The organism is Acidocella sp. C78 (assembly GCF_907164655.1).
On the sequence record NZ_CAJQZK010000001.1, the window covers coordinates 150,313 to 173,256 of the forward strand.

Genomic DNA, 22,944 nt, shown 5'->3' on the forward strand with positions numbered 1-22,944 from the left:
ACCGCCTTTCATGTTCGCTGCAATGGGCGGGTCATGGTCGACCGCCACGAGGCTGAGCGATGAGGCGACCATAGGACAGTTCCGAAATCCGCGTCAGGGTCGGAATCTACGGGCTCTGCGCGCCCGGACGCCGATCGCTATATCTGCAAAGCCATGCCCGGGTTCGCGGTCATGAGGCAGACCTGAGGAAAGATCCCCTGTTTTGCGGCGGATTTTCGATGCGGATTCGGGGCGTGTGCCTAAGCGGTGGGTTTGGCTTGGGACGGTTCGATGACTGTGAGTAGCTTCTTTGGCTCTGATATTCCGAGGTTTTTAAGGATCTCGGCAGCTTCGGGGCTGATTTTGGTCTTCTAAACAATTGTCCGGCCGGCGATCTGATAGCGGACCGCCTTGAGGCCGGCGAGGATGTGGGCAATCCGCCCGGCATCATCGAAGTCGCGCTCATCCAGAGCCTGGTCCGCAACGGGGACGTCGCGGACACAGTTGCCGATTATGGCTATCTGATCGTCGATGAATGCCATCACCCGTCGGCGGCAAGCTTCGAGCTTGTCGCTCGGCGATCGAAGGCACGGTATGTGGTGGGCTTGTCCGCGACCGTGGCCCGCAAGGACGGCTATCACCCAATCATCTTCATGCAATATACCCTGCAGTGTTCGCTGCCGGGGGCATTGTCGCGGGCATGCCAGTCGGCTGCGCGCAAACCCAGGTCGCAGCGATGCTTCACATGCGACGGGCGAACATGTCTCGGTCGCGGCAGGCGCTCGCTGGCGACGTCCGTGCAGTGACGCAGGCCCGTTCGCGACGGTCGTGGCCACGCGTCTCGATCTGGCAAGGCGGCCGAGACCGCACGGTTGATCCGGCGAACGCCGAGATACTTGCGGCGCAATGGGGCGAGCTGCATGGCCAGGATACGGCGCCGAGGACCGACGAGGTGGCATCGGGGCATCGGCATCGGACCTGGGGTCGGCCCGATCGACCGCCCGCCGTCGAGATCTGGACGCTGCCCGCGATCGGGCACGCCGGGCATCCGGTCTACTTCATCAGCTTCGCGGCGACGCCCGAACCTGGCCAGCAATTCCTCGACGTCGTCGAAGGTCAGGTGGCGTTCTTCGAGCGCGTCGTCGCGCTGCATCCCGGCGCACCGCGTCCGTTCGCGATCGGCAACTGCCAGGCGGGCTACCAGACCCTGATGGTGGCGATGCTGCGGCCGGACCTGTTCGGGCCGTGCCTCGTCGCCGGCTCGCCGATGTCGTACTGGCAGGGCGTGCACGGCAAGTATCCGATGCGCTATGCCGGCGGTCTGCTCGGCGGCAGCTGGCTGACCGCGATGACCAGCGATCTCGGCCGCGGCAGGTTCGACGGCACCGCGCTGGTGATGAACTTCGACAGCCTGAACCCGGCGAACTGGCTGTGGGGCAAGCAGTATGACGTCTATACCCACATCGACACCGGCGGCGCGCGCTACCTCGCATTCGAGAAGTGGTGGGGCGACTTCATCCAGCTCAACGGCGATGAATTGCAGTTCCTCGTCGACAATTTGTTCATCGGCGATAAATTGACGCGCGGTCAGTTGGCGTCGAGCGATGGCAGGATCTTCGATCTTCGCAACATCAGATCGCCGATCATCGCTTTCGCCTCGACCGCCGACAACATCAGCCCGCCGCCGCAGTCGCTTGGCTGGATTCTCGATCTGTATCGCAGCGTCGATGAGATCCGTGCCGCCGATCAGACGATCGTCTATTGTCTGGACCACAAGATCGGGCATCTCGCCATCTTCGTCTCCACCAAGGTGGGCGCCGAGCAGGACGAGGAGTTCGTACAGATGATGGATGTCATCGACTGCCTGCCGCCGGGTCTGCATGAAATGATCATTTCGCCGCGGCCGGCCGAAACGCCGCGTGGCGGCTTCGTCACCGGCGATTGGATCGCCCGCTTCGAGACCCGCCCACTCGACGACATCTGCGCGCTTGGGCGCAACAGCTCCGAGGACGATCGCGCCTTCGCCGCCGTCGCGCGCCTGTCGGCCCTCAACCTCGCGGCCTATCGCAGGGTCCTCCAGCCGCTGGTGCGCGCGCTCGCGAACCAGCCGATGGCCGACCTCACCCGCGCCCTGAATCCGCTGCGGCTGAGCTACACGATCTTTGCCGACCGCAATCCATGGATGCAGGTTGTGCGGACGATGGCCGCCGGCGTGGACGCGGCGCGCCGGCCGGTGGCGGCCGACAATCCGTTCCTCGCGCTGCAGACGCAGGTTTCCGACCAGATCATCGCCGGACTGGATGCCTACCGCGCCGCGCGGGACATGATGGCCGAGCAGGTCTTCTTCGGTGTCTATGGCTCGCCGTTCGTGCAGGCGCTGCTCGGCATCACGGACAGGACCGAAGCAAGGCCACCGCCCGGCCCGTCCCCCGAACAACGGGCGCTGCAGGAGGTCCATGCAAAGGCATACGCCGCCAAGCTCAAGTCCGGCGGCTTCGACGAAGCGCTGACCAGGGCGGTGCTCTACGTGCTCGCGGCCGACCACGTGCTCGACCAGCGCTGCGCGCTCGCGCTCAACGCCGCGCGCCGGACGGTCATGCACCTGTCGCTTGCCGCGTTCAAGGCGGTGGTGCGGGATCAGGCATTCCTGCTGCAGCTCGAGCGCGAGCAGGCGATGGCGGCGCTCGCTGTGCTGGTACCTGAGGCGGACGCGCGGACAGCGCTGCTGAGCCAGGTGCGCGCGATCGTCGGCGCGGCCGGCCCGCCGAGTTCGGCCGAGAGCGACCGCCTGCTCCGACTGAAACAAGCGCTGGCGCCGCCACCGCGCCGCCCGACCGCCACCGCCGCGGCCTCGGGAAAGCCGCAGGCGGTGTCGCACTGAATCGAACGTGCCCGATCTCGGCGAGCGGGACGGCGCGTGACGATGGCAATGCCCTGGTGACCCAGGCGTGACATCAACCATGCCGCGGCTCACCCGACGCGAGGCGCGGCGCAGACAGGACGATGAGACATGACGAAGACCGCTGTCGGTCACGCCGACGCGCCCGCCTCCAAGCCGAACGCCGAAGCCGTGGCCAAGGCGGGATCGAAATCCGAGGCGAAGGACGATTTGAAGACGCTGCCTTTGGCGGCGGTCGAGAAAGAGCTGCGCTCCTCGCCCGACGGTCTCAGCCAGGCCGAGGCGGAACGGCGCCTGAAGCAGTATGGTCCGAACGAGATCGAGGAGAAGAAGACCAGCGAGTTGCTGACCTTCCTCGGCTATTTCTGGGGGCCGATCCCGTGGATGATCGAAGTGGCGGTGATCCTGTCGGCGGTCGCGCGGCATTGGCCGGACTTCGTGATCATCCTGGTGCTGCTGCTGGCCAACGCCCTTGTCGGATTCTGGGAAGAGCACGAGGCGGGAAACGCGATCGCCGCCCTGAAGGCCACGCTGGCGGTCAAGACAAGGGTGCTGCGGGACGGCAAGTGGGTCGCGCCGGCGGCGCGGGAGCTGGTGCCGGGCGACGTCATTCGCGTTCGCCTGGGCGACATCGTGCCGGCGGATGCGCGCCTGCTGGACGGCGACCCGGTGGAGGTGGACCAGTCGGCGCTGACCGGCGAGTCGCTGCCGGCCACCCGCAAATCCGGCGAGGCGATCTTTTCCGGCTCGATCATTCGTCGGGGCGAGATCGGCGCGCTGGTCTATGCCACCGGCGCGAAGACCTATTTCGGCAGAACGGCCGAGCTGGTGCAGGGGGCGAAGAGCGTCAGCCATTTCCAACGCGCGGTCCTGAAGATCGGCAATTATCTGATCATCCTGGCGATGGTCATGGTATCGGCGATCATCGCCGTCGCAGTAATCCGCGGCGATCCGATCCTCACCACACTGCAGTTCGCCCTGGTGCTGACGGTGGCGGCGATTCCGGTGGCGATGCCGACGGTTCTGTCAGTGACGATGGCGGTCGGCGCGCGCATGCTGGCCAGAAAGAAGGCGGTCGTCACACGGCTGGTGGCGATCGAGGAGCTGGCGGGCGTCGATGTGCTGTGCGCGGACAAGACCGGCACGCTGACGCAGAACAAGCTCACGCTGGGCGATCCGTTCGGCGTCGATGGCGTCACGCCGGCGGAGGTGGTGCTGGCCGGCGCTTTGGCGTCGCGCGTCGACAATGACGACACCATCGATCTGGCGGTTCTGGGCGGGCTGAAAGACGATCAGGCCCTCAAAGGCTATGAGCCTGGCCATTTCCAGCCATTCGACCCGGTGCACAAGCGCACCGAGGCCGCCGTCACCGGTCCTGACGGCAAGGCGTTCAAGGTGACGAAGGGCGCGCCGCAGGTGATCCTGGCGCTCGCCGCCAATGCCCCGCAGGTGAAATCCGCCGTCGATAAGGCGGTCGGCGAATTCGCCGCGCGCGGCTTTCGGGCCTTGGGCGTGGCGCGGGCCGAGGGCGATGGCGACTGGCAGTTCCTTGGTGTTCTGCCGCTGTTCGATCCGCCACGCGAGGACGCCAGAGCCACGATCGCGGCGGCCGAACGCATGGGCGTGAAGGTCAAGATGGTGACCGGCGATGCGCTGGCGATCGCGCAGGAGACCGCCGGCAAGCTCGGCATCGGGTGCAACATCCTCGATGCCAGCACCCTGGGCGACGAAGCGCAGCAGAAGACCCCGGCGGCGGCCAAGGCGATCGACGATGCCGAGGGCTTCGCGCAGGTGTTCCCCGAGCACAAATTCCACATCGTCGCGGCGCTGCAAAGTCGCGGCCATATCGTCGGTATGACCGGCGACGGGGTGAACGACGCGCCGGCGCTGAAACAGGCCGATTGCGGCATCGCCGTCGCAAGCGCCACGGATGCGGCGCGCGCGGCGGCGGCCATCGTGCTGATGACACCCGGTTTGTCGGTGATCATCGACGCGATCCAGGAGAGCCGGAAAATCTTCCAGCACATGAACAGCTACGCGATCTACCGCATCGCGGAGACCCTGCGCGTGCTGCTGTTCATGACGCTCGCCATCCTGATATTCAACTTCTATCCGCTGACGGCGGTGATGATCGTGTTCCTGGCGCTGCTCAACGACGGCGCCATCCTATCCATCGCCTATGACAACGTCCGCTACAAGAACGCGCCGGAGGTGTGGAACATGCGCCTGGTGCTGGGGATCGCCACGGTGCTGGGCGCGGTCGGGCCGATTGCCGCGTTCGGGCTGTTCTTCCTCGGCAATCGCGTGTTCCATCTCAGCCATCCGCAGCTCCAGACCATGATGTATTTGATGTTGTCGGTCGCCGGTCTGATGACGATCTTTCAGGCCCGCACCCATGGGCCGTGGTGGTCGATCCGCCCGGCGCCGATCTTCCTGGGCGCGGTGACCGGCGCGTGGACGGTGGCCACTCTGCTGGTGCTGTTCGGGGTGCTCATGGCGCCGCTTGACTGGCGGTTGGTCCTGTTCGTCTGGGCCTACGCCCTGGCGTGGTTCCTCGTGACCGACCCGGTGAAACTGCTGGCGTATCGGCTCCTCGATCCGGTCAAAGACGCGAGCAGGCCCGAACCCGAAACTCGAGCCAAAGCCAGGCGCGAGCCGGACTCCCGCGCCAGGCCAACGGCCACGACCGAAGTCGGTGCCAATGCCACCGCCACCAGCGAAGCCGGACCTGACGCCACGATCCAAGGCAAGTCCGCGGCAGCGCCGAAGCCCGAACCTGAGTGAAAATGCAGTTCAGCACCGTTGGCTCCATTGTGAGCGAGAAGCTGGAGAAGGGCAGATGACCGTCGAAGCCGACTATCGTGCGCGTTACGACAACACGCTGCTTCCCATCGCCAAGACGCTGGAAACGCTCTTGTAGGAGCTTCTTTCACGCCAGCCTCGGATCGACCGGATATCGACGCGACCGAAGTCCGTCGATCGGTTCGTTGGCAAGGCCAGCTCACGTAAAGCGGACGGTAAACCCAAGTACAACGGCTCTGTTGCAAATTTTGTGAGCAGGGCAGCGCCGCTCGTGCGCCATGGATCAAGTTCTTCCGCAAATAACGATTGCCGCGTTTGCTGATGCCGAGCAGGCGCGGTTTTCCACCCGTTGTCATTTGCCGTGGAACGAGCCCCAGCCACGCCGCCATGTCTCGCCCACGTTTGAATGCCTGCGCCTCGCCGACCGCCGCCGCCAGCGCCGTAGCATTTATCGTTCCAATTCCTGGGATTTTGGTCAAACGTCGCACAGCCACGTCGTCACGAGCCAACTGAACGAACTCGGCGTCGAAGCCGGTGATCCTCTGGTCGAGTGAACGCCATTCCGCCCGAAGATCTTCGATCAACGTCCGGATGCGCGGGCTCAACGCGGCAAAACCGCCATCTTCGGCCAATGTCTCAAGCTCGGCTTCCAGTTTCCTCCGGCCTTGCGGAACGACGATCCCTCGCTCCAGCAGCAACGCCCGCAAGTGATTGATCAGCGCCGTCCGTTCCGAGACGAGGCGCTCCCGGGCTCGGTGCAAAGCCTGGAGATCAGATTGGTCCTGGCTCTTCACCGGCACGAAACGCATCGTTGGCCGCGTCGCAGCCTCTGCGATCGCCTCCGCGTCGAGATCATCGTTCTTCTGCGCCTTCACGTACGGACGGACATATTCCGGCGACGTCAGCCACACCTCGTGGCCCCGCGCGGCGAAAATCCGCCCGAGGTGATGAGCGCCGCAACATGCTTCCATTGCCACAATGCACGACCCAAGCTCGCCAACGAAACTTTCCAACGTTCCCCGCCGAAGTCTCCGCCTCAAAACAACCCGGCCGGCGGCGTCCATGCCCACCACGCTGCAAGAGTTCTTCCCAAGATCGATGCCGAGAATCATGATATCCATCGGTCTGCTCCTCTCTCCAAACCAGCGGCGATACTACCCGATCGCCACGAGAGGGGCGGGCCATCCCATAATCACAGACGTCGCTCATGCCCACAAACAGCAGCCTCAGACGACATCACAGCAAAAAGGTCGTCCCCACTGCGCTTACTCCACATGGTGTCTCCGGCAAGGCTTCGAACACCTGCCCGGAATCACAGCCGGCCCAACCATCCAACCCCTCATCAAAACCGTTACACCCTCATTCCGAAATGGCCTCTTAGCGCGCATCATTGATGGGGCGATTGGTTTCGCGGAGTCCGGCCACTCGAATGGAAATCCGCGCGGCGACGATGCAGGATCGGAGCCTATTATGGGCCAAAGGCATACCCGGCAGCTTCGGATCAATTCGTTGTCATTTTGGGTGAGACAGCGTATTGGTTGGGTAATTGATCCGGGACAGGAGTATCGGCGCCATGAAACCGCCGCAGCCTGCCGCCCAGCAAACGCGCCACCAAGCGGTATCAGATATAGCAGCCATGACAACGCCGGGGCGATTCCTTGTCGTGGGCATTGGTGCCGCAGCCGCCAGTGGAGGGCCCGCTACCGAGCGATCAGGTCAATCTGACGGACGAGGAATCGCGGATCATGCCAGTAGCGGGCGGCGGGTTTGAGCAATGCTACAACGCGCAGGCGGTGGTGTCGGCGGACAGCCTGCTGGTGGTGGCCACCGATGTAGTGCAGGCGCCGAATGACAAGCAGCAGCTTGAGCCGATGTTGGACAAGATTGCTGAACTGCCTGCCGCACTTGGCAAAATCGAAGAGTTGCTGGCCGACAACGGTTATTTTAGCGAGGGCAATGTGAACGCCTGCGCCGCCGCGGGGATTGAACCGGTGATCGCGATGGGGCGTGAAGCGCATCATCCCTCGCTGGCCGAACGGTTCGCAGAAGACCCGGTGCCGCCGGAGGATCCCACGCCGGTTGCATCAATGCGTCATCGGCTCCAGACGAAAGAAGGCAAAAAGCGCTACGCTCTGCGCAAGCAAACTCCTGAACCAGTATTCGGCATCATAAAATCGGTACTCGGGTTCCGCCAGTTCCTGCTGCGTGGCCTCGACAAGGTCCGCGGAGAATGGAGCCTCGTGACCATGGCGTGGAACATGAAGCGGATGTTCGCCCTGGCAGAGGCAAACTGAGCCAGATCATGCCCTTTTGCGTCGATTTGGGACGCCTGTGAGGGGCGCAGTGATCGTCGGCACACCGGCCGAGGTCTCAAACGCGGATTCCGCTATCCAGTCACGCAGCGGGAACCCTCATGCAGGCGCCAATGACTTCGTCCCGCCAAACATCCCAAAGCTAACTCCGACAGGCTGCTAGGGTCGGGCAAATCTCCTACTGGATGGCCGTGATCACGTCGCCCGATTATCCGGGCGAGCGGCTGTTTGCCTGTCGCAACGCGACCCTTGCGGACGAACGCCGGGCAAGCGCGAGGTGCTGCTGGCGGCCACCGAGACGGACCTGTCACAAATCCGGGATGCCACACGGCGCAGGCGTGCCCCACCTTCATGGCGAAGCGGCGATCGGGCTGGCGGTGGGAGCCGTCATCAACAAGCACAAGATGGCCAAGCATTTCGATCTCACCATCACCGCAAGCCGCTTTGATTTCCGGCGCAGCGAGGCCAGTATCGCGCGGGAGGCGGCTTTCGACGGCATCTATGTCATCCGCACCGGTGTGAGCGCGGACGTCATGATCGAGACCGAGGCGGTGTCGGCCTACAAGGATCTCTCCCGCGTGGAACGGGCATTCCAGACCCTCAAATCGGTCGATCTCGCGTTCTGCCCGGTGCATCACGGCGGGTGCGTGCCCACGTCTTTCTCTACATGATGGCCTATTACGTCGAGTGGCATCTGCGCGATGCCCACAAACCTCTGCTGTTCCGGGATCAAGACCGGCCTGGGGCCGAGGCTGAACGCGCGTCGCCCGTCCCACCCGCATCGACATCCTTGGCCTTCGACCTGATCGGGATCGACTCCATGCGTGTCCAGTAAGCGTCAAATCCAGATCAGAACTTCATCGGTGAATGCGGGAGGTTTCCGTTCCAATCAGTTGAAAATTATTTTTTATCAATAACCTAGAGCGGTACGGTCCGGCTCTGAATGCTGCGCAGCCGGCTTATCCGACCAAGGTGACCAACTCGGAATAGGGTGGCAATAAAGGATCTGCGGTGTAGAGGCGCATCGGCTGGCTCATAGCCTGGGCGATCAGGAGCCGGTCAAAAGGATCGCGATGGTGCGCTGGCAGTTTGGCGACCAGTATCGCGGCATCGGAATGAACGGGTAGCTCCGTGAAGCCTGTATCCAAAGCGGCGCGCAGAATCTGTTGTTCGTCGAATACAAAATCTGGCCGGCCGAGGCCGGCCTTGATGGCGATTTCCCAAAGGCTGGCCGCGCTGAACATCACCTCGTTGCCGGGATCCTCAAGCGTCCACCGCGTGGCGTCGTCTAGCCGATCTGGTTCGGCCAAGGCCCACAGCAGCAGGTGGGTATCGAGCAACAGGCGCATCAACGCCCCTCAAAGTCGTTGTTGATATTCTCTGGCAGAGGAGCGTCAAAATCTGCCGGCACGGTGAATTTTCCGGTTAGCCGGCCAAGACGGCGAGGTTTTGGTTCCACCGTGCTTTGCAAGGGCACCAGGCGCGCGATGGGTTTGCCGGCGCGGGCAATAAGAATCTCCTCGCCATCGGCGACGGCGTCTAGCAAGCGGGAGAGATGGGTTTTGGCGGCGTGAATATTGACGGTTTGCATGAGAGAACTCCGAAGAGCGCCCCGTATCATATCGGACTAGACTTAGTCCAGTCGATATTTATTGGGAATTATAGGAGGGTGGTCGCGTAAATGTTGAGTTTATGCGCCAATGAGAACTAGGCAGCAGACGGTTTGGCATCTTTCACCCTGTACCAGGCGGCGATCGCGGCGACGCCGAGCAGCGCGCCGAGACCGCCGAGATTGACGACGATCTGCATCGCCCATCCGTCATCCGTGTCCATGACGATCCGCCCGGCATACGAGAGCAGGATACTCGCGCAATAGGTTGGCAGGCCGTACTGGCCGATCAGGACGAAGACACGGGCCAGGCGGCTGGCCAGAAATCGCCCACCGGCGCGGACATGGCGGGAGGCGAACCAGGCAAGCGAGAGAATCGAGGCGAGCCGGTAGGGATGCAGGCCAGTCTTGTCGATATTGCTCACGAAGGGCTTGAGCATCGGTGGGATATGCTTCGCGAGCGAGGGCTCGATCCAGGTGGTCAGCAGGATCGCAAAGCCGATCAGCAGCAGCACGACCGCCACCACATCGGTCGCGAGACCGGGCAGATCCGGCTTCCCGTAGCGCGAAAACAGCATGCCGAGCACAAAGAGCAACTGCCAGGTGAACGGATTGAAGAACCAGCCATGACCACTTTGTGTCGGCAAGTTCCAGCCAAAAATCCGTGCGCCGGCATAGAGGCCGACACTGAGCACGAGCAACGTGCGCGGAAAGCGAAGCATGAAGAGCAGCGGCGCAATGCCGCCCATGATCGCGACATAGAGCGGCAGGACGTTGAGATAGGCGGGCTGGTAGAGCAGCGGCACGGCCTCGATGATCGCCGACAACGGCTTCGCCACCAGATGATCGATGCCGACGCCGGAGATGTATTGCGGCCGCGCGAACCAGATCGCAGCGAGCGCTACCTGTGCTGCGAAGAGCACGAAGAGGAAAATATGCGCGATATACAGCGTCCACGCGCGCTTCAGCATGTCCGCCGAGGCGGAGAGCGGCCCCGCCCGATCCATCTTGCGGCCATAGACAAGAGCGGCCGCGAAGCCGGCAAGGAGGATGAAAATCTCCGTCGCGTCGTTCAGCGCAAGGTTGCGCACGGTGAAGCGGGCCAAGGTGTCGTGCGGGATATGGTCGAGAAAGATGCAGAACAGCGCGATGCCGCGGAAGAAATCGACCCTGAGGTCGCGCCCGTCGCGGACAAGTTGCATCATTCGACATTTCCCAGATGGACGGCCCGTCCGCCCCTAATTGACGCTAGAATAGGCTGATAATTGACCAACCGGAAGACGAATTGGGGTGGCGGCAGCCTCTGTAGAGGCCAAGTTGCCAATCCGAACGGCCATGACCTGCCTCGGCAACACAATTCTCGCTGGTTTTGCAGCGAAATGGCATATTCCGCCCTTCGTTTGCCCCGATCTTTCAATCGGCGTTGTCGCAAGGCGATCTCCGTGATCTAACGAAACGAAGCACGCGACCGGAAGGTGATTTCCCGGCCGCGTTTCGGTGTGGAGAAGCCGTCGTCCTGTTATTTTGCGGGCGCCGGCTGCCAAGGGCTGGGCTGCCATCCCGCATGCTGCCAGGCGCCCGGTCCCGCCATCGGTCCGCGATGCTGGAAACGGTGCGGGCGGTGCGGCGGCGCGATCCGGGTCAGCGCGTCCGCGAGGATGCGGTCGAGGCCCGCGCCGCGTCGTGCGGCGTCGCCGGCGAGGCCGGATTCCGCGCGGAGGCGAATCGCGCCCAGCGGATTGCGGATTTCATGCGCCAGCCCCGCCGCCATCCGTCCCAGCGAGGCGAGTTTCTCCTGCTCGGCGATGCGCGCGCGGGCGCGGCCGAGGCGGGCGGTAGCGCCATTCAACGCGGCGATCAGTCGATCAAAATCGGGTTCGCCGGTCAGTGGTAGTTTTGCTTCGGGGTCGGTGGCGAGGCCGGCTTCGACGGCGGTGAGGCGGCGGGGGAAGCCGAGCACCAGACGCGTGAGGAGCCAGGCCGAGACCAGAAGGAAGAGCAGCAGCACGGCCAGGCCGCCGGCGGCAAGTTTCGAGAAGGGCGTGCGCAGCAGGTCGAGCCGGACGATGGTGAACCCCGCAAGGTCTTCAGCCGGGCTGCCAAGTGGGCAGGCGGCGATCACCGCACGGTCGCCGAACCCTCCGCGCTGGCGCAGCACCAGATGGTCCGCGTCCAGCGCTGCCGCGGTCGCCGCGGAGATGCCCGCGTCATGCGGCGTAACGACGCCGATCGACGCGAGTGCCGTACCGCCCGAGACGATGCCGCCGGCGACATCGGGAAACGGCCGGAGCCCGAAGGCCGCAACACCTATCAGCCCCTTGCGAAACACCTCGTCCTGCGGCGCCGATCCGAGCCCGGCGCTATAGAATCCATAGGCGCGCGCAATCGAATCGCAGGCCCGGGCGGCGACCTGCCGGTCACGCGCGAGGCTCGCCGTCGCCGATTGATGGAACAGCCCGATGATCAGCCCGCCCGCGATGATCGCGGCGATCAGCGAGATTGACCAGAGCAGCGCGAGTCGGGCGCGAAGCGAACGCATCCTCGGAGCGTGACCGATCGGCGCGCGACACGCCAGAGGCTCAGGCAAGCTGACACGCTGCGAACCAGGCAATCGTCCCTGCGTCGCCATCAACCAAAGAGCAGGGGCATACGGGAAAAGCGGCGAATATCGCGTGCTTAAGGGATATTGAGGAAACAACAGCCGTGCGCATTCTTGATATTTCATGACGTATCATGATAAATCAAGGAAAGATTGGAGATGTATCATGGCAGCCCAAATCCGTGAAAAATTTGCGACCCAGGTGAATTCTGAGATTCTCTCCGCGGTGCGCCGCCTCGCGCAAAGCGAGGGGCGGCAGTTGCAAGCGCTGGTGGATGAGGCGCTCGCCGACCTGATTGAAAAGCGCAAGCAGGGCCGGCCCCGCGCCAATGTGATGGCCGCCTATCAGGCGAGCCACGAAAAATTCGGGACGCTGTATAAAAAGCTGGCTGAATGACAGACTATCTGACCGTCATCGAGGTTCTGGCTATCCATGCAGACCAAATCGAGCGCTACGGTGGCGCCCATGGCGTGCGTGATCCTGGCCAACTGGAGGCGGCCCTGTATCGCCCGCGGACGGGATATTATGGCGATCTGATCGACGAGGCTGCCGCGTTGTGGGAGAGTCTGGCGCAGAATCATCCGTTCATCGATGGCAACAAGCGCACGGCTTTTGCTGTTACCTATACCTTCCTGGTCATCAATGGTGCTGGGATGCAGGCCGATCCAGATGAGACTTACGATTTTATCGTCAGTCTGTATGAAGCGGACAGTTTCAGCTTTGAGCCGCTGGTCGCCTGGCTGCGGCGGGTGGTGGTGCCGCCTAACGCCTGATGATTCTCCTGCCGTAGCAAAATTGGGGCAGCTGGCGGGGGGCGGCAGAAGCCAGTTTTGGCCTTGAACGGCGGGGTTAGAAGAGGTTGTTCCCTTAGGCCCGACTTCAACAGTGGAACCCGGAACGATACGGTAACGGCACGATATAGGATTGGAAGATAACGGTTTTTTCGGAGCCGTTTGAAGATTTTTCAAAAACGTAGTGCCACGTATCGCGCGATTGTGTGTTGCTTTTTGCTTGCATCGGCTCCGTAGCGTGGTGTCTGGAGTCGGGGTCATGTTCTTCCGCATCAAACCATCAGATGGCCGTCGCTACCTGCAGATCGTCGAGAACAAGCGGGTCGATGGCAAGGTCCGCCAGGTTGTGCGGCTGACCATCGGCCGGATCGACGAACTCGAAGCAAGCGGCCAGCTCGCGATTTTGGTTATCGATGCGATGAGGCAGGTCGAGCCGACCTACTTCTCGGACGGCTCCAGCTCACGTCGCAAGCAGCCAAAGCGGAGTGTGTCATGTGCGTCCGTCTCCGCCGTTGCTTCCCCTCAAATCGAGAGAACCATTCCGATATAGCAACACACTCAACAGCGTGAGACCCGCAACAGAAGAGACGAGCGAGGCGGAAAGAATTCCAAGCTTGGCTTCGTTGAGTAAGACATCTTGAAATGCCTGATCGGCAATGAATAGCGCCATGGTGAAACCGATGCCAGTAAGAAGAGCGCCGCCGACCAGCGCCCCCCAGCTGAGCCCCGCCGGCCGAATGGCGACACCCGTGCGCACCGCCAGCCAGGCGAATCCTGTGACGCCGATCGGCTTGCCGAAGACAAAGCCCGCCATCACCGCCAACGAGACAGGGTTAATAAGCCCCTTGCTCGAGATCGGAACCCCCGCGTTCGCGAGCGCGAAGAGCGGCATGATCCCGAATGCGACCCAGGGATGGAGCATGGCCTCGAGTCTTTCGACAGGCGACAACGTCTCGCGCACCGCGATGGCGGCCACCTGCAGTGCCCGATTATCTTCGGTATTACCGCTCCAGTGATCCCCTGGCGGGTAGGAGAGCACCTTTCGCAAGATGTCCCCCAGACGCTGGTCGCTCACCCAGCCAGCCGTAGGTGTCATGAGCCCGAGTATGACGCCGACAATCGTCGCGTGAATGCCAGACGCGTCGACGGCAAGCCAGATTATCGCCCCAGCCAGAAAGTAGGCGCGGATGTTACGAACGCCGAGTAGCGCCATTCCCCGAACCATCGCCAGCCCAACAACACCGAGCGCAAGGGCAATCCAGTCGAGTGGTCGGCTGTAGCCAACGGTGACTACCAGGATGGCGGCCAGGTCGTCGACCACCGCAAGCGACAGCAGAAAGACGCGCAGGCCCGGTGGTACACGCGAACCGAGGAGTGCCAGGCAGCCGATGACGAAAGCTGTGTCGGTCGGCATCACGATGCCCCAGCCATGCTGTCCAAGCTGGCCATGCTGCAGTGCCAGATACAAGGCCGCGGGCACAAGCATACCTCCCGCCGCAGCTGCGACCGAGAGAGCCACCATGCGTGGATTCCGAAGCTCACCAAGCACCACTTCGCGCTTCATCTCCAGCGCAACGATGAAGAAGAACAGCGTCATCAGTCCGTCGTTGATCAGATCCCGCAACGAGCGCAGAAACTGGAATGCTCCGATCCGGATGCCGATCGGTGTCTCCCAGAGAGTTCTGAAGCCATCGGCCCAGGGTGAGTTGGAAAGCGTCAGTGCAATGACCGCGGCCAACAGGAGAATGCCACCGCTCGCGGTTTCGATGCGCAGGAACTGTGAAAACGAGTTGGTCAGCGCGTCGATATGCGTGATCGGCAGCTCGTTGTGCTGCAGCTCGCCCTTCTGGTCTGGATTCATTTCTGCTGTTCCAAAGAATATCTCAGAGCCGGACCGAAAAAGATAGTTGAGCGATTTCAGTAAGTTGTGATTCAGTTCGTTTGCGAAGACGGACGGAGACACGATGACCTGGACTGAAATCGCTCGGCGACGATATTGCCGGGCCGGATTGCGCTACGCAAGCGACCTCACCGACGCTGAATGGGCCATGATCGAGCCGTTCATGCCCGCTCCGCAGCATCGAGGCCGACCCCGAAGGGTGGCGCTTCGAAGGATTGTGGAGGCCATCTTCTACATGCTGGCAACCGGCTGTCAGTGGCGCCAGATCCCGAAGGAATTCGCTCCGTTCACCACCGTGCAGGGGTATTTCTACCGCTTCTGTCGTGACGGCACGTTCGATCGCATCAATCACGTCCTAGTCATGCAGGCGCGGGAAATGGCCGGACGCGAGGCTTCACCCACAGCCGGTGTGATCGACAGTCAGTCGGTCAAGACCACCGAAGCCGGCGGGCCGCGCGGGTTCGATGCCGGAAAGAAGATCAAGGGCCGCAAGCGCCACATCATCACAGATACAATCGGCCACCTCGTCGGTGCCGTCGTTCATCATGCCGGTATTCAGGACCGCGACGGGGCGCCCGACGTGCTCAAATCCGTCAAATCCCTGTATCCCTGGTTGCGGCACATATTCGCTGACGGCGGTTATGCCGGTCCTAAACTCAATGGACGCCTCGCCAAAATCGGCAAATGGACCATACAGATCGTAAAGCGCTCCGACGCCGCGAGCGGGTTTGAACTCCTGCCGCGGCGCTGGGTGGTAGAAAGAACCTTCGCCTGGCTCGGCAGATGCCGACGTCTCGCAAGGGATTTCGAGGCCACCGTTACCAGCGCCACCGCATGGCTCTTCCTCGCCCATATCCGCCTGCTCACACGAAAAATCGCCCGTCACCGATAGTCGCACTACCATTCAGATTCGGGCTCTCAAGAACGATCCGACCCGCGCAGGGTTGTTCGGAGGCAATCCGTCCGGTTCAGCCCGATTTATCCTGAAGTTTTTACTTGGGAATGACCTGAACGTGGCGGATAGCCTCGCGTAGCGCTGATTTCTTGCGAGCGTTTTGTGTCCATAAATGGGGCTTGCGGTGCGACTCGATCTGTGATTCGCTCGGGTTATGTTCATCGATGTGGTTCCGAATGGCCGATCGGCGCCGGCCGTGCTGTTGCGGGAGAGTTTCCGCGAGGGGCGGAAGGTTCACAAGCGTACCATCGCCAATCTGAGCCAGATGCCGCCCGCGTTGATCGATGGCCTACGAGCGCTGCTCGCGGGTGGCGCGGTGGTTGGTGGTGCCGATCAGGCGCTGGAGATCCGGCGTTCGCTGCCGCATGGTCATGTGGCGGCGGCACTCGGGATGATGCGCAAGCTCGGGATACCCCGCCTGCTGGGCCGGAGGGCGTCGCGCGAGCGCAGTCTCGCCCTGGCGCTGATCGCCGGCCGGGTGATCGCGCCGGGATCGAAGCTCTCGACCCTGCGCGGCCTGAACCCGGAGACCGCAACATCGAGCCTCGGGCAGATGCTTGATCTCGGTGTCATTGAAGAGCGCGAGATCTATGCGGCGCTGGACTGGCTGGGCACGCAGCAGGGGCGGATCGAACGGGAGTTTGCAAGGCGCCATCTGCGCGACGGCACGCTGGTGCTCTACGACGTCAGTTCATCCTACCTCGAAGGCCGGCATTGCGAACTGGCACACCACGGATACAGCCGGGATCACCGGCCCGATCGGCCGCAGATCGTCTATGGTCTGCTGTGCGATCGCGAGGGGCGGCCGATCGCAGTGGAAGTGTTCGAAGGCAACACCGCCGATCCGGCGACGATCGCCGCCCAGGTGGAGAAACTCAAGCGCCGGTTCCATCTCGAGCGCGTCGTCCTGGTGGGTGATCGCGGAATGATCACCACGGCGCGGATCCGCGAGACGATCAAGCCGGCGGGGCTGGACTGGATCAGCTGCCTGCGCGCGGGGCAGATCCAGGATCTTGCCGAGGGACCGCTGCAGATGTCGCTGTTCGACGAGCGCGATATCGCCGCGATCACGTCGCCCGATTATCCGGGCGAGCGGCTGATCGCCTGTCGCAACGCCGCCCTGGCGACCGAACGACGGCGCAAGCGCGAGGCGCTGCTCGTGGCCACCGAGACGGAACTGGCGCGGATCCGGGATGCGACACGGCGCAAACGCGCTCCTCTTCATGGCGAGGCCGCGATCGGGCTGGCGGTGGGGGCGGTGATCAACCAGCGCAAGATGGCCAAGCATTTCGATCTCACCATCACCGCCAGCCGCTTCGATTTCCAGCGCAACGCCGCCAGCATCGCGCGCGAGGCGGCCCTCGACGGCATCTATGTCATCCGCACCAGTGTGAGCGCGGACGTCATGAGCGAGACCGAAGCCGTGTCAGCCTACAAGGATCTCTCACGGGTGGAACGGGCGTTCCGGTCCCTCAAATCGGTCGATCTCGCGATCCGCCCGGTGCATCACTGGCTCTCGCCGCGGGTGCGTGCCCACGTCTTCCTCTGCATGATGGCCTATTACGTCGAATGGCATCTGCGCGACGCCCTCAAGCCCCTGCTGTTCCAGGATCACGACCGGCCAGGCGCGGAAACTGAACGCTCATCGCCGGTTGCCCCCGCATCGATATCCCCGGCCGCCGATCGCAAGCGCGGGCGACGCCGCAACGACCAGAACCTGCCGATTTCGAGCTTCACCGACCTGATGGCGCATCTCGCCACACAGACCCTCAACACCGCCTCCCTACCCAAGGCGCCGAACGCCACCTTCACCGCTCTGGCAAACCCCACGTCGCTGCAAACCACCGCCTTCGCCCTGATCGGGATCGACCCCATGCGTGTCCAGTAAGCGGCAAAATCAGATCTCGAAGTTCACCGATAAATACAGGGAATTTGCTTTCGAATCAGTGAAAACTTCAGTTTATCCTGCTGGCGTCGGGTCGGGCAGGGACAGCGCGTACCGGGCCGTGCCGGAGCCGGTCGTCATCGATCGGAGCGCCGGCACTTTCGCCGGCCAGCAATCCAACGCACGCCTCGCATCTGACCCGACTTGAACAGCGACCTGAAAATAGTCCAATGAAAACAGCCATGTATTGTGGGCGCGTGGTTTCTTAGCACCACACCCTGCGGCTTTCGGGAGGATTTGGATCAGGAAGCGGATGCGTCTCGCACGTTGGCTGGCAGGGCGACGCCGGCGGCCTTGAAGATCGGCCCGATCGAGTTGGTTGCTGGGGTGCGCAGGACGATCTGCTGCCCGCGCTTGCTGATGGTGACCTCCTGGAGGCGGTCGAGATCACGCAGGAGATCGGCCCATTCGACGCGCTTGCCGGCCCGGCGGAGTTTTTCGTCGAGCGCCTGGTGCAGGATCAGCGCGAGGAACGAGCAGAAGACGTGGCCGCGGATGGCGGCGTCGGAGGAATGGTAGATTGGCCGGGTGCGCATTGTCGCCTTCGCGACACGGAACAGCCGTTCGACATTCTGCAGGTCCCGGTAGCGGATCACCGCCTGCAGCGGTGAAATCCGGGCGTTGGAGCGCAGCACGAAGACGCCGTCGAAGCGGGCTTCCTCGGCGAGCTTGCCGGCGTCGATCTCGAACAGCTTGTGCTTGCGGCCGGGCTTTGCGTCACTGACCGGGCGCAGGAAGCGGCGATAGGCGGAGTTGCCGATCAGCGCCTTATCGCCGCGCGTCAGCTGACGATCGAGGGCGGCGACCACCTTGCGCCTGGTCTCGGCCTCTTCGATGGCCACCGCCTCGTTGCGGCAGACGATATAGCGCTTGCCCGCGACCTTGACCTCCTTGATGAAGAGCTGGGTCTCGTCGCCACCGGCGCGCTCGAGGCAGAGCGGGGTGTAGGGGCGCTCATCGGCCAGCACCACCTCGCGGACGATGCGGTCGGTGCGTTCCCTTGCGCCGAGCACGTATTCCAGCCCGCGCTCCTCCAGCGCGGCGATCGTCGCGGCACTGATCATGCCGCGATCGGCGACGACGCAGACCCGGCCGATGCCGAAGCGCGACCGCAGGCGGTCGATCACCGGCACCAGCACCGAGACATCGGCGGTGTTTCCTGGCCACATCTCGGTGCAGATTGGCCTTCCGTCCTGATCGATCACCACGCCGAGGATCATCTGCGCGAGCTGTGGGCGGTAATCCTTGGAGTGGCCCCGCGCGCCCAGCGTCTCGCCGCCGGCACCTTCGAAATACAGCGAGGTGGTGTCCATGAACACGACCGAGAGGTCGGTGAACAGATCATGCCGTCGGGCGAAGAGACGCTCTTCCACCAGATCCTTCACCGTCCGTGGCGCAAAGGGCGTGGCATCCCCCTGTTCCTCGTCCGGCAGCTCTTCGCCGAGCCAGGCCATGGCGCGGTAGAGGTGATGCAGGCCGAGCTCCTCGGTGCCGGGAATGTCGTAATCCTCGAGCCATTTGTCGCAGGCGCGATCCGAGCCCGAGACCATGATCCGGTGGAGCACGGTGGCGAACACCGCGCGCTCGACCGGGAACTCGAACTGCCGCCCGGCCAGCAGCTCCTCGAACACAGCAGCGATCCCGCTCTCCTGCCACAGTCGGCCGAACAACAGCGGCGCGCCGATCCGCTTGCAGCTCAGCCCGTCCGGATTGCCTGCCGCCAGCTGGGCCAGGACCGAGGCACGGTCGGCATAGCGCGCGATCGAGGCGGCGAGGCGGTCGAGACCTCCATCGGCCAGGACGACTTCCTTCCGGCCCAGGTTCTTGATGATGCGCTGCTTGCTGCGCCCGTCCTCACGGACGCTCTCGACCAGATAAAGGTAGCTGTAGCCGTTGATTCGCTTCTCGCGCACGAACATGCCGAATTGGCAGCCGAAAACCAATCATAAATCAAGTTAAAAGAAGCAATTTGCGCAATTATTTAGCACCACGTTTTTGCAAAATCCCGACGTGCCTACGAAAATCTCGAGTGAAATCAAAGATCTCAACTTACGATACCGTATCGTTCCGGGTTTGACTGTTTAAGTCGGGTCTGACAGATGCCGGCGAGCACCGATCAATAGTTGAGCTGACCGTGGAACCCGCCGCCGAACAACATGAACAGGACAAGGATAATGATAAGCACGGTCAAGAGGCCGCCGAACCCGCGGCCTCCATAATAACCCGACCGATAGCCGTAGTATCCGCCGCCGCCAAAGAGAAAGATCAGCACCAGGATCAGCAGGATGAGGCCCATGATTGTCTCCATTCCAAATTAGGTTACAGGTCGGTCTGATCAGGCGTTGCAGCTGCCATCCGGCCCGATGGTATCGGCCCTCAGGGGGTCACTATTGCAAGCGAATTTACAGCCTGGCGCTACGAGCCATCGGATTCAGCCTCCGATAAGCATTTAGCCCGATCAAGGCGCCGTCGGTTCAACCAACAATCACTGCATGAACCAACCGTGGCTGATGACTAGGGACTGACCAGTGAGCGCATTGTTCGGAAAGCCCGCAAAGTAGAGTACGGCGTCGGCAACGTCGCCTACCGTCGTGAATTCGCCATCCACGGTGTCCTTGAGCATGACGTTGTGAACCACCTCGTCGTCACTGATGCCGAGTTCCGCTGCTTGCTCCGGGATCTGCTTCTCAACAAGTGGTGTACGGACGAATCCGGGGCAGACGACATTTGCGCGGACATTGTGCTCAGCCCCTTCCTTGGCCACCACCTTGCAGAGGCCGATAAGTCCGTGCTTCGCGGTGACGTATGGCGCCTTTAGCTTCGACGCTTCTTTCGAATGCACCGAGCCGATATAAACAACTGCGCCGCTTTTCTGGGCATACATGTATTTCAGGCAGGCGCGCGTGGTGAGGAAGGCGCCGTCGAGATGAATCGAGAGCAACTTCTTCCAATCCTGGAAGGGGAATTCAGCGAGCGGCTTGACGATCTGGATGCCGGCGTTGCTCACCAGCACATCGATCCGGCCGAATTTCTTTGCGACCGAAGCAACACCGTCCTCCACCTGATTCTCGTTGGTGACGTCCATTGCCACCGCCATCGGCTCGGGGCCAAGCTTCCCAATTTCATAGGCAGCCTTGCGAGCAGCCTCGATATCAAGGTCGGCAATCACGGCGTGCCCCCCATCGCGGGCGAATTGTTCGGCGATGGCGCGGCCGATGCCGCTGGCGGCGCCGGTGATGATACCGACCTTGCCGTCGAAACGGACCATGGAGAACTCCTATTGCTGCGTGGTGATTCCGAAGGGGCGAATCAGGCGAGATAGTCGTGCACGACCTCACCGAGATCGAGCGTGAGATCGGCGAGAATATGAGCCGAGGAGAGAACCTCGCGCACCGGCAGATCGGCGACCGGGGCGAGCGCGTGCGGATAGAGTGCGAGCGCGGCGGGGCCGGTCCAGGCGCCTTTCAGCTCGATGTCGCTCATATGAAAGCGCACAAGCTCGCAGATGCGCGGCGATCCATCGACATGGGGGATGATCTTGAGGAGGAAGTTCGGTTCGCGCATCGAGGCGAGGACGGGGCCCGGGTCAAGTGTGTGGTGCTTATAGCCCATAGTGCCGGTCGCGACCCGGATGCGGCCATAATCGAGCGTGCCCACCAGCGTGTCGATCTCGACTTCGAGGACCGGCCTCGCGAGCTTCTTTGGAAAGCCCCAGATTTCTCGGCCGCCGGCAATCGGAGGATGGTCGTTCAGGAACATCGAGTGGACATAGACGCCTGACTTGCCCTTGTAGCGCACAGGGATGACCTGGCCGGATTCTGTGTAATCGCCGAAGCCGGTACTGTCCGGCATGCGGATAAATTCGTATTTCACGACGTCATCAGCGAGTTCGAGCGGTTCAGGGATCAGCTTCTCTAACGCCGCGCGGTCGGTTCGATAGGTGATGATAAGGTATTCGCGGTTGACGAAGCGGTAGGGGCCTTTCGGGAAGCCGGGGCTGGTCAGCGGCATCGCGAAAGCTGTTCTCTTGATCGTCGCAATGTCCATTGTTGCTATCCTTGATGGTTAAGATTTGATCTTGGTGATGTCGAAAGTCCTCATGCCGAGATCATGCGGGTGCGGTTCCCGCCAGGGGGCGGCGGTGAGGGCACGGGTGGCGTCGCCACGGCCGTATTGCCAGCGGCGCTCGGCTGTCGCCATGTCGAACTGCACGTCCTTGTTGGCCCCCTGCGGACGACCAGGCCGGTAGATCAGATGGACGACGTCGATCTGCGCAGGGCAGGAGAATTCTTCGAGATGTTGGGTGATCGGATCGCCGCGCAGCTCCGGCGGGAGTCTTTCGAGGAAGGCGCTGACACGCCGGCGCAGATCCTGCCGGCGCTTTTCCGCATCGGTGTTGTAGCGCGTGCGGCTGGAATAGCGGATGTCCTTCTCTCGCTCGGCGACTTCGTCGAGCGTGGTCGGCATGATGCCGCTGGATGGGAAGAGGTCGACCTGAAAGACGAGGCTGTCCTCACGCGGTTCGCTGCGCATCATGTATTCGAGCGGGGTGTTGGATACGAGGCCGCCATCCCAATAGGCTTCCCCGTCTATCTCAACCGGCGGGAAACCGGGCGGCAGGGCGCCGCTCGCCATGATGTGTTCGGGTGTCAAGCGGTGTTGGGCGCTATCGAAATAAATCATATTGCCGGTCCGGACCTGCACGGCGCCAACGGCGAGGCGCGTGGTGCCACTGTTGATCCGATCAAAATCGACAAGCTCTTCCAGTGTTTGGCGTAGATGGGTGGTGTCGTAGAAGCTGAGCGGGCTTGCAGCGATGAAGTCGAAAGGCGGGCGAGGGCGGAAGAAGCCTGATTGTCCGAATAGGACGGCGCTGAGGGCGCTGAGCTTCTGCTCCGCCGCGGCAGGCAGTGGCATAGGGGTGGGGATGAAACTGGGCGGCGGTGTGGTGATCCGGCGCCAGAATTCGCGGAGGCGTTCAAGGCGGCGTTCAGGCGGATTGCCGGCGATCAGGCTGGCATTTATCGCGCCGATGGAAACGCCGATCACCCAGTCTGGGTCGTATGCATGCTCAGCGAGCGCTTCATATGCCCCAGCCTGATACGCGCCGAGCGCACCGCCGCCTTGTAACAAGAGAATGTTGCGAGGCATC

Annotated in this window: 20 protein-coding genes and 2 pseudogenes; 10 read left to right on the plus strand and 12 right to left on the minus strand. The window is 62.5% G+C overall.

Annotated features, from left to right (window positions below; all coding sequences use genetic code 11):
• Positions 1-350: 350 nt before the first annotated feature.
• Positions 351-521: a hypothetical protein gene (locus ACIDOCELLA78_RS97590; protein WP_249674999.1), complete on the minus strand. Its 171-nt coding sequence runs from the start codon at positions 519-521 to the stop codon at positions 351-353.
• On the opposite strand from ACIDOCELLA78_RS97590, the gene ACIDOCELLA78_RS97595 reads away from it, so the two are divergent.
• The 3 genes from ACIDOCELLA78_RS97595 (at position 453) to ACIDOCELLA78_RS97605 (ending at position 5,662) form a co-directional block, all read left to right on the plus strand.
• Positions 453-785, plus strand: a complete 333-nt coding sequence (locus ACIDOCELLA78_RS97595) for a DEAD/DEAH box helicase family protein (RefSeq protein ID WP_374223213.1) — start codon at positions 453-455, stop codon at positions 783-785. The two genes, ACIDOCELLA78_RS97590 and ACIDOCELLA78_RS97595, sit on opposite strands and share 69 nt — an antisense overlap.
• A complete protein-coding gene (locus ACIDOCELLA78_RS97600) occupies positions 680-2,860 on the plus strand; it encodes a DUF3141 domain-containing protein (protein ID WP_249674907.1) in 2,181 nt (726 codons plus the stop codon). Before ACIDOCELLA78_RS97595 ends, ACIDOCELLA78_RS97600 begins: the two co-directional genes overlap by 106 nt.
• A gap of 129 nt (positions 2,861-2,989) precedes the next feature.
• On the plus strand, positions 2,990-5,662 hold the full coding sequence (locus ACIDOCELLA78_RS97605) for a plasma-membrane proton-efflux P-type ATPase (RefSeq protein WP_201727496.1): 2,673 nt from the start codon (positions 2,990-2,992) through the stop codon (positions 5,660-5,662).
• A gap of 275 nt (positions 5,663-5,937) precedes the next feature.
• On the opposite strand, the pseudogene ACIDOCELLA78_RS97610 reads toward ACIDOCELLA78_RS97605, so the two are convergent.
• Positions 5,938-6,801 (minus strand): annotated as a pseudogene (locus ACIDOCELLA78_RS97610) (IS110 family transposase); the annotation flags it as partial.
• 555 nt (positions 6,802-7,356) lie between these two features.
• Here ACIDOCELLA78_RS97610 and ACIDOCELLA78_RS97615 point away from each other — a divergent pair.
• Together ACIDOCELLA78_RS97615 and ACIDOCELLA78_RS97620 are read left to right on the plus strand one after the other, a co-directional pair.
• Positions 7,357-7,974 (plus strand): annotated as a pseudogene (locus ACIDOCELLA78_RS97615) (transposase); the annotation flags it as partial.
• Positions 7,975-8,330: 356 nt separating this feature from the next.
• Positions 8,331-8,663, plus strand: a complete 333-nt coding sequence (locus tag ACIDOCELLA78_RS97620) for a hypothetical protein (RefSeq protein ID WP_201727498.1) — start codon at positions 8,331-8,333, stop codon at positions 8,661-8,663.
• A gap of 288 nt (positions 8,664-8,951) precedes the next feature.
• Here ACIDOCELLA78_RS97620 and ACIDOCELLA78_RS97625 read toward each other — a convergent pair whose 3' ends face one another.
• The 4 genes from ACIDOCELLA78_RS97625 to ACIDOCELLA78_RS97640 form a co-directional block, all read right to left on the minus strand.
• On the minus strand, positions 8,952-9,341 hold the full coding sequence (locus tag ACIDOCELLA78_RS97625; protein WP_201727499.1) for a type II toxin-antitoxin system VapC family toxin: 390 nt from the start codon (positions 9,339-9,341) through the stop codon (positions 8,952-8,954).
• A complete protein-coding gene (locus ACIDOCELLA78_RS97630; protein ID WP_201727500.1) occupies positions 9,341-9,583 on the minus strand; it encodes a type II toxin-antitoxin system Phd/YefM family antitoxin in 243 nt (80 codons plus the stop codon). The genes ACIDOCELLA78_RS97625 and ACIDOCELLA78_RS97630 overlap by 1 nt, the downstream gene beginning before the upstream one ends.
• 116 nt (positions 9,584-9,699) lie before the next feature.
• On the minus strand, positions 9,700-10,803 hold the full coding sequence (locus ACIDOCELLA78_RS97635; RefSeq protein WP_249674909.1) for an OpgC domain-containing protein: 1,104 nt from the start codon (positions 10,801-10,803) through the stop codon (positions 9,700-9,702).
• Positions 10,804-11,120: 317 nt separating this feature from the next.
• Complete coding sequence (locus ACIDOCELLA78_RS97640) at positions 11,121-12,140, minus strand: histidine kinase dimerization/phospho-acceptor domain-containing protein (protein WP_283770797.1); 1,020 nt, start codon at positions 12,138-12,140, stop codon at positions 11,121-11,123.
• A 226-nt stretch (positions 12,141-12,366) separates the two neighbouring features.
• Here ACIDOCELLA78_RS97640 and ACIDOCELLA78_RS97645 point away from each other — a divergent pair, with 226 nt between their 5' ends.
• The 3 genes from ACIDOCELLA78_RS97645 (at position 12,367) to ACIDOCELLA78_RS97655 (ending at position 13,542) form a co-directional block, all read left to right on the plus strand.
• A complete protein-coding gene (locus tag ACIDOCELLA78_RS97645) occupies positions 12,367-12,597 on the plus strand; it encodes a hypothetical protein (protein ID WP_201727502.1) in 231 nt (76 codons plus the stop codon).
• On the plus strand, positions 12,594-12,974 hold the full coding sequence (locus ACIDOCELLA78_RS97650; RefSeq protein ID WP_201727503.1) for a type II toxin-antitoxin system death-on-curing family toxin: 381 nt from the start codon (positions 12,594-12,596) through the stop codon (positions 12,972-12,974). Before ACIDOCELLA78_RS97645 ends, ACIDOCELLA78_RS97650 begins: the two co-directional genes overlap by 4 nt.
• A gap of 277 nt (positions 12,975-13,251) precedes the next feature.
• Entirely contained in the window at positions 13,252-13,542 is a 291-nt protein-coding gene (locus ACIDOCELLA78_RS97655) for a hypothetical protein (RefSeq protein ID WP_201727690.1), read from the plus strand.
• On the opposite strand, the gene nhaA is transcribed toward ACIDOCELLA78_RS97655, so the two are convergent.
• A complete protein-coding gene (gene nhaA, locus ACIDOCELLA78_RS97660; RefSeq protein ID WP_249674911.1) occupies positions 13,483-14,955 on the minus strand; it encodes a Na+/H+ antiporter NhaA in 1,473 nt (490 codons plus the stop codon). The genes ACIDOCELLA78_RS97655 and nhaA overlap by 60 nt on opposite strands.
• A gap of 1 nt (position 14,956) precedes the next feature.
• Between nhaA and ACIDOCELLA78_RS97665 the strand changes: the two genes are divergently transcribed.
• Both ACIDOCELLA78_RS97665 and ACIDOCELLA78_RS97670 read left to right on the plus strand, forming a co-directional pair.
• A complete protein-coding gene (locus ACIDOCELLA78_RS97665; protein ID WP_201727504.1) occupies positions 14,957-15,784 on the plus strand; it encodes an IS5 family transposase in 828 nt (275 codons plus the stop codon).
• Positions 15,785-16,001: 217 nt separating this feature from the next.
• Positions 16,002-17,735, plus strand: a complete 1,734-nt coding sequence (locus ACIDOCELLA78_RS97670) for an IS1634 family transposase (protein ID WP_201727483.1) — start codon at positions 16,002-16,004, stop codon at positions 17,733-17,735.
• A gap of 299 nt (positions 17,736-18,034) precedes the next feature.
• Here ACIDOCELLA78_RS97670 and ACIDOCELLA78_RS97675 read toward each other — a convergent pair whose 3' ends face one another.
• The 5 genes from ACIDOCELLA78_RS97675 to ACIDOCELLA78_RS97695 all read right to left on the minus strand — a co-directional run bounded on the left by ACIDOCELLA78_RS97675 (position 18,035) and on the right by ACIDOCELLA78_RS97695 (position 22,943).
• Positions 18,035-19,711 carry an IS1634 family transposase gene (locus tag ACIDOCELLA78_RS97675; protein ID WP_201727475.1) on the minus strand — a complete coding sequence of 559 codons (1,677 nt, stop codon included), beginning with the start codon at positions 19,709-19,711 and terminating at the stop codon, positions 18,035-18,037.
• 197 nt (positions 19,712-19,908) lie between these two features.
• A complete protein-coding gene (locus ACIDOCELLA78_RS97680) occupies positions 19,909-20,088 on the minus strand; it encodes a DUF3309 domain-containing protein (protein ID WP_201727505.1) in 180 nt (59 codons plus the stop codon).
• Between the two features lie 189 nt (positions 20,089-20,277).
• Positions 20,278-21,060: a 3-hydroxybutyrate dehydrogenase gene (locus ACIDOCELLA78_RS97685; protein WP_201727506.1), complete on the minus strand. Its 783-nt coding sequence runs from the start codon at positions 21,058-21,060 to the stop codon at positions 20,278-20,280.
• A gap of 41 nt (positions 21,061-21,101) precedes the next feature.
• Positions 21,102-21,839, minus strand: a complete 738-nt coding sequence (locus ACIDOCELLA78_RS97690; protein WP_201727507.1) for an acetoacetate decarboxylase — start codon at positions 21,837-21,839, stop codon at positions 21,102-21,104.
• 18 nt (positions 21,840-21,857) lie between these two features.
• Positions 21,858-22,943, minus strand: a complete 1,086-nt coding sequence (locus ACIDOCELLA78_RS97695; protein ID WP_249674914.1) for a patatin-like phospholipase family protein — start codon at positions 22,941-22,943, stop codon at positions 21,858-21,860.
• Between the last annotated feature and the right edge of the window lies 1 nt (position 22,944).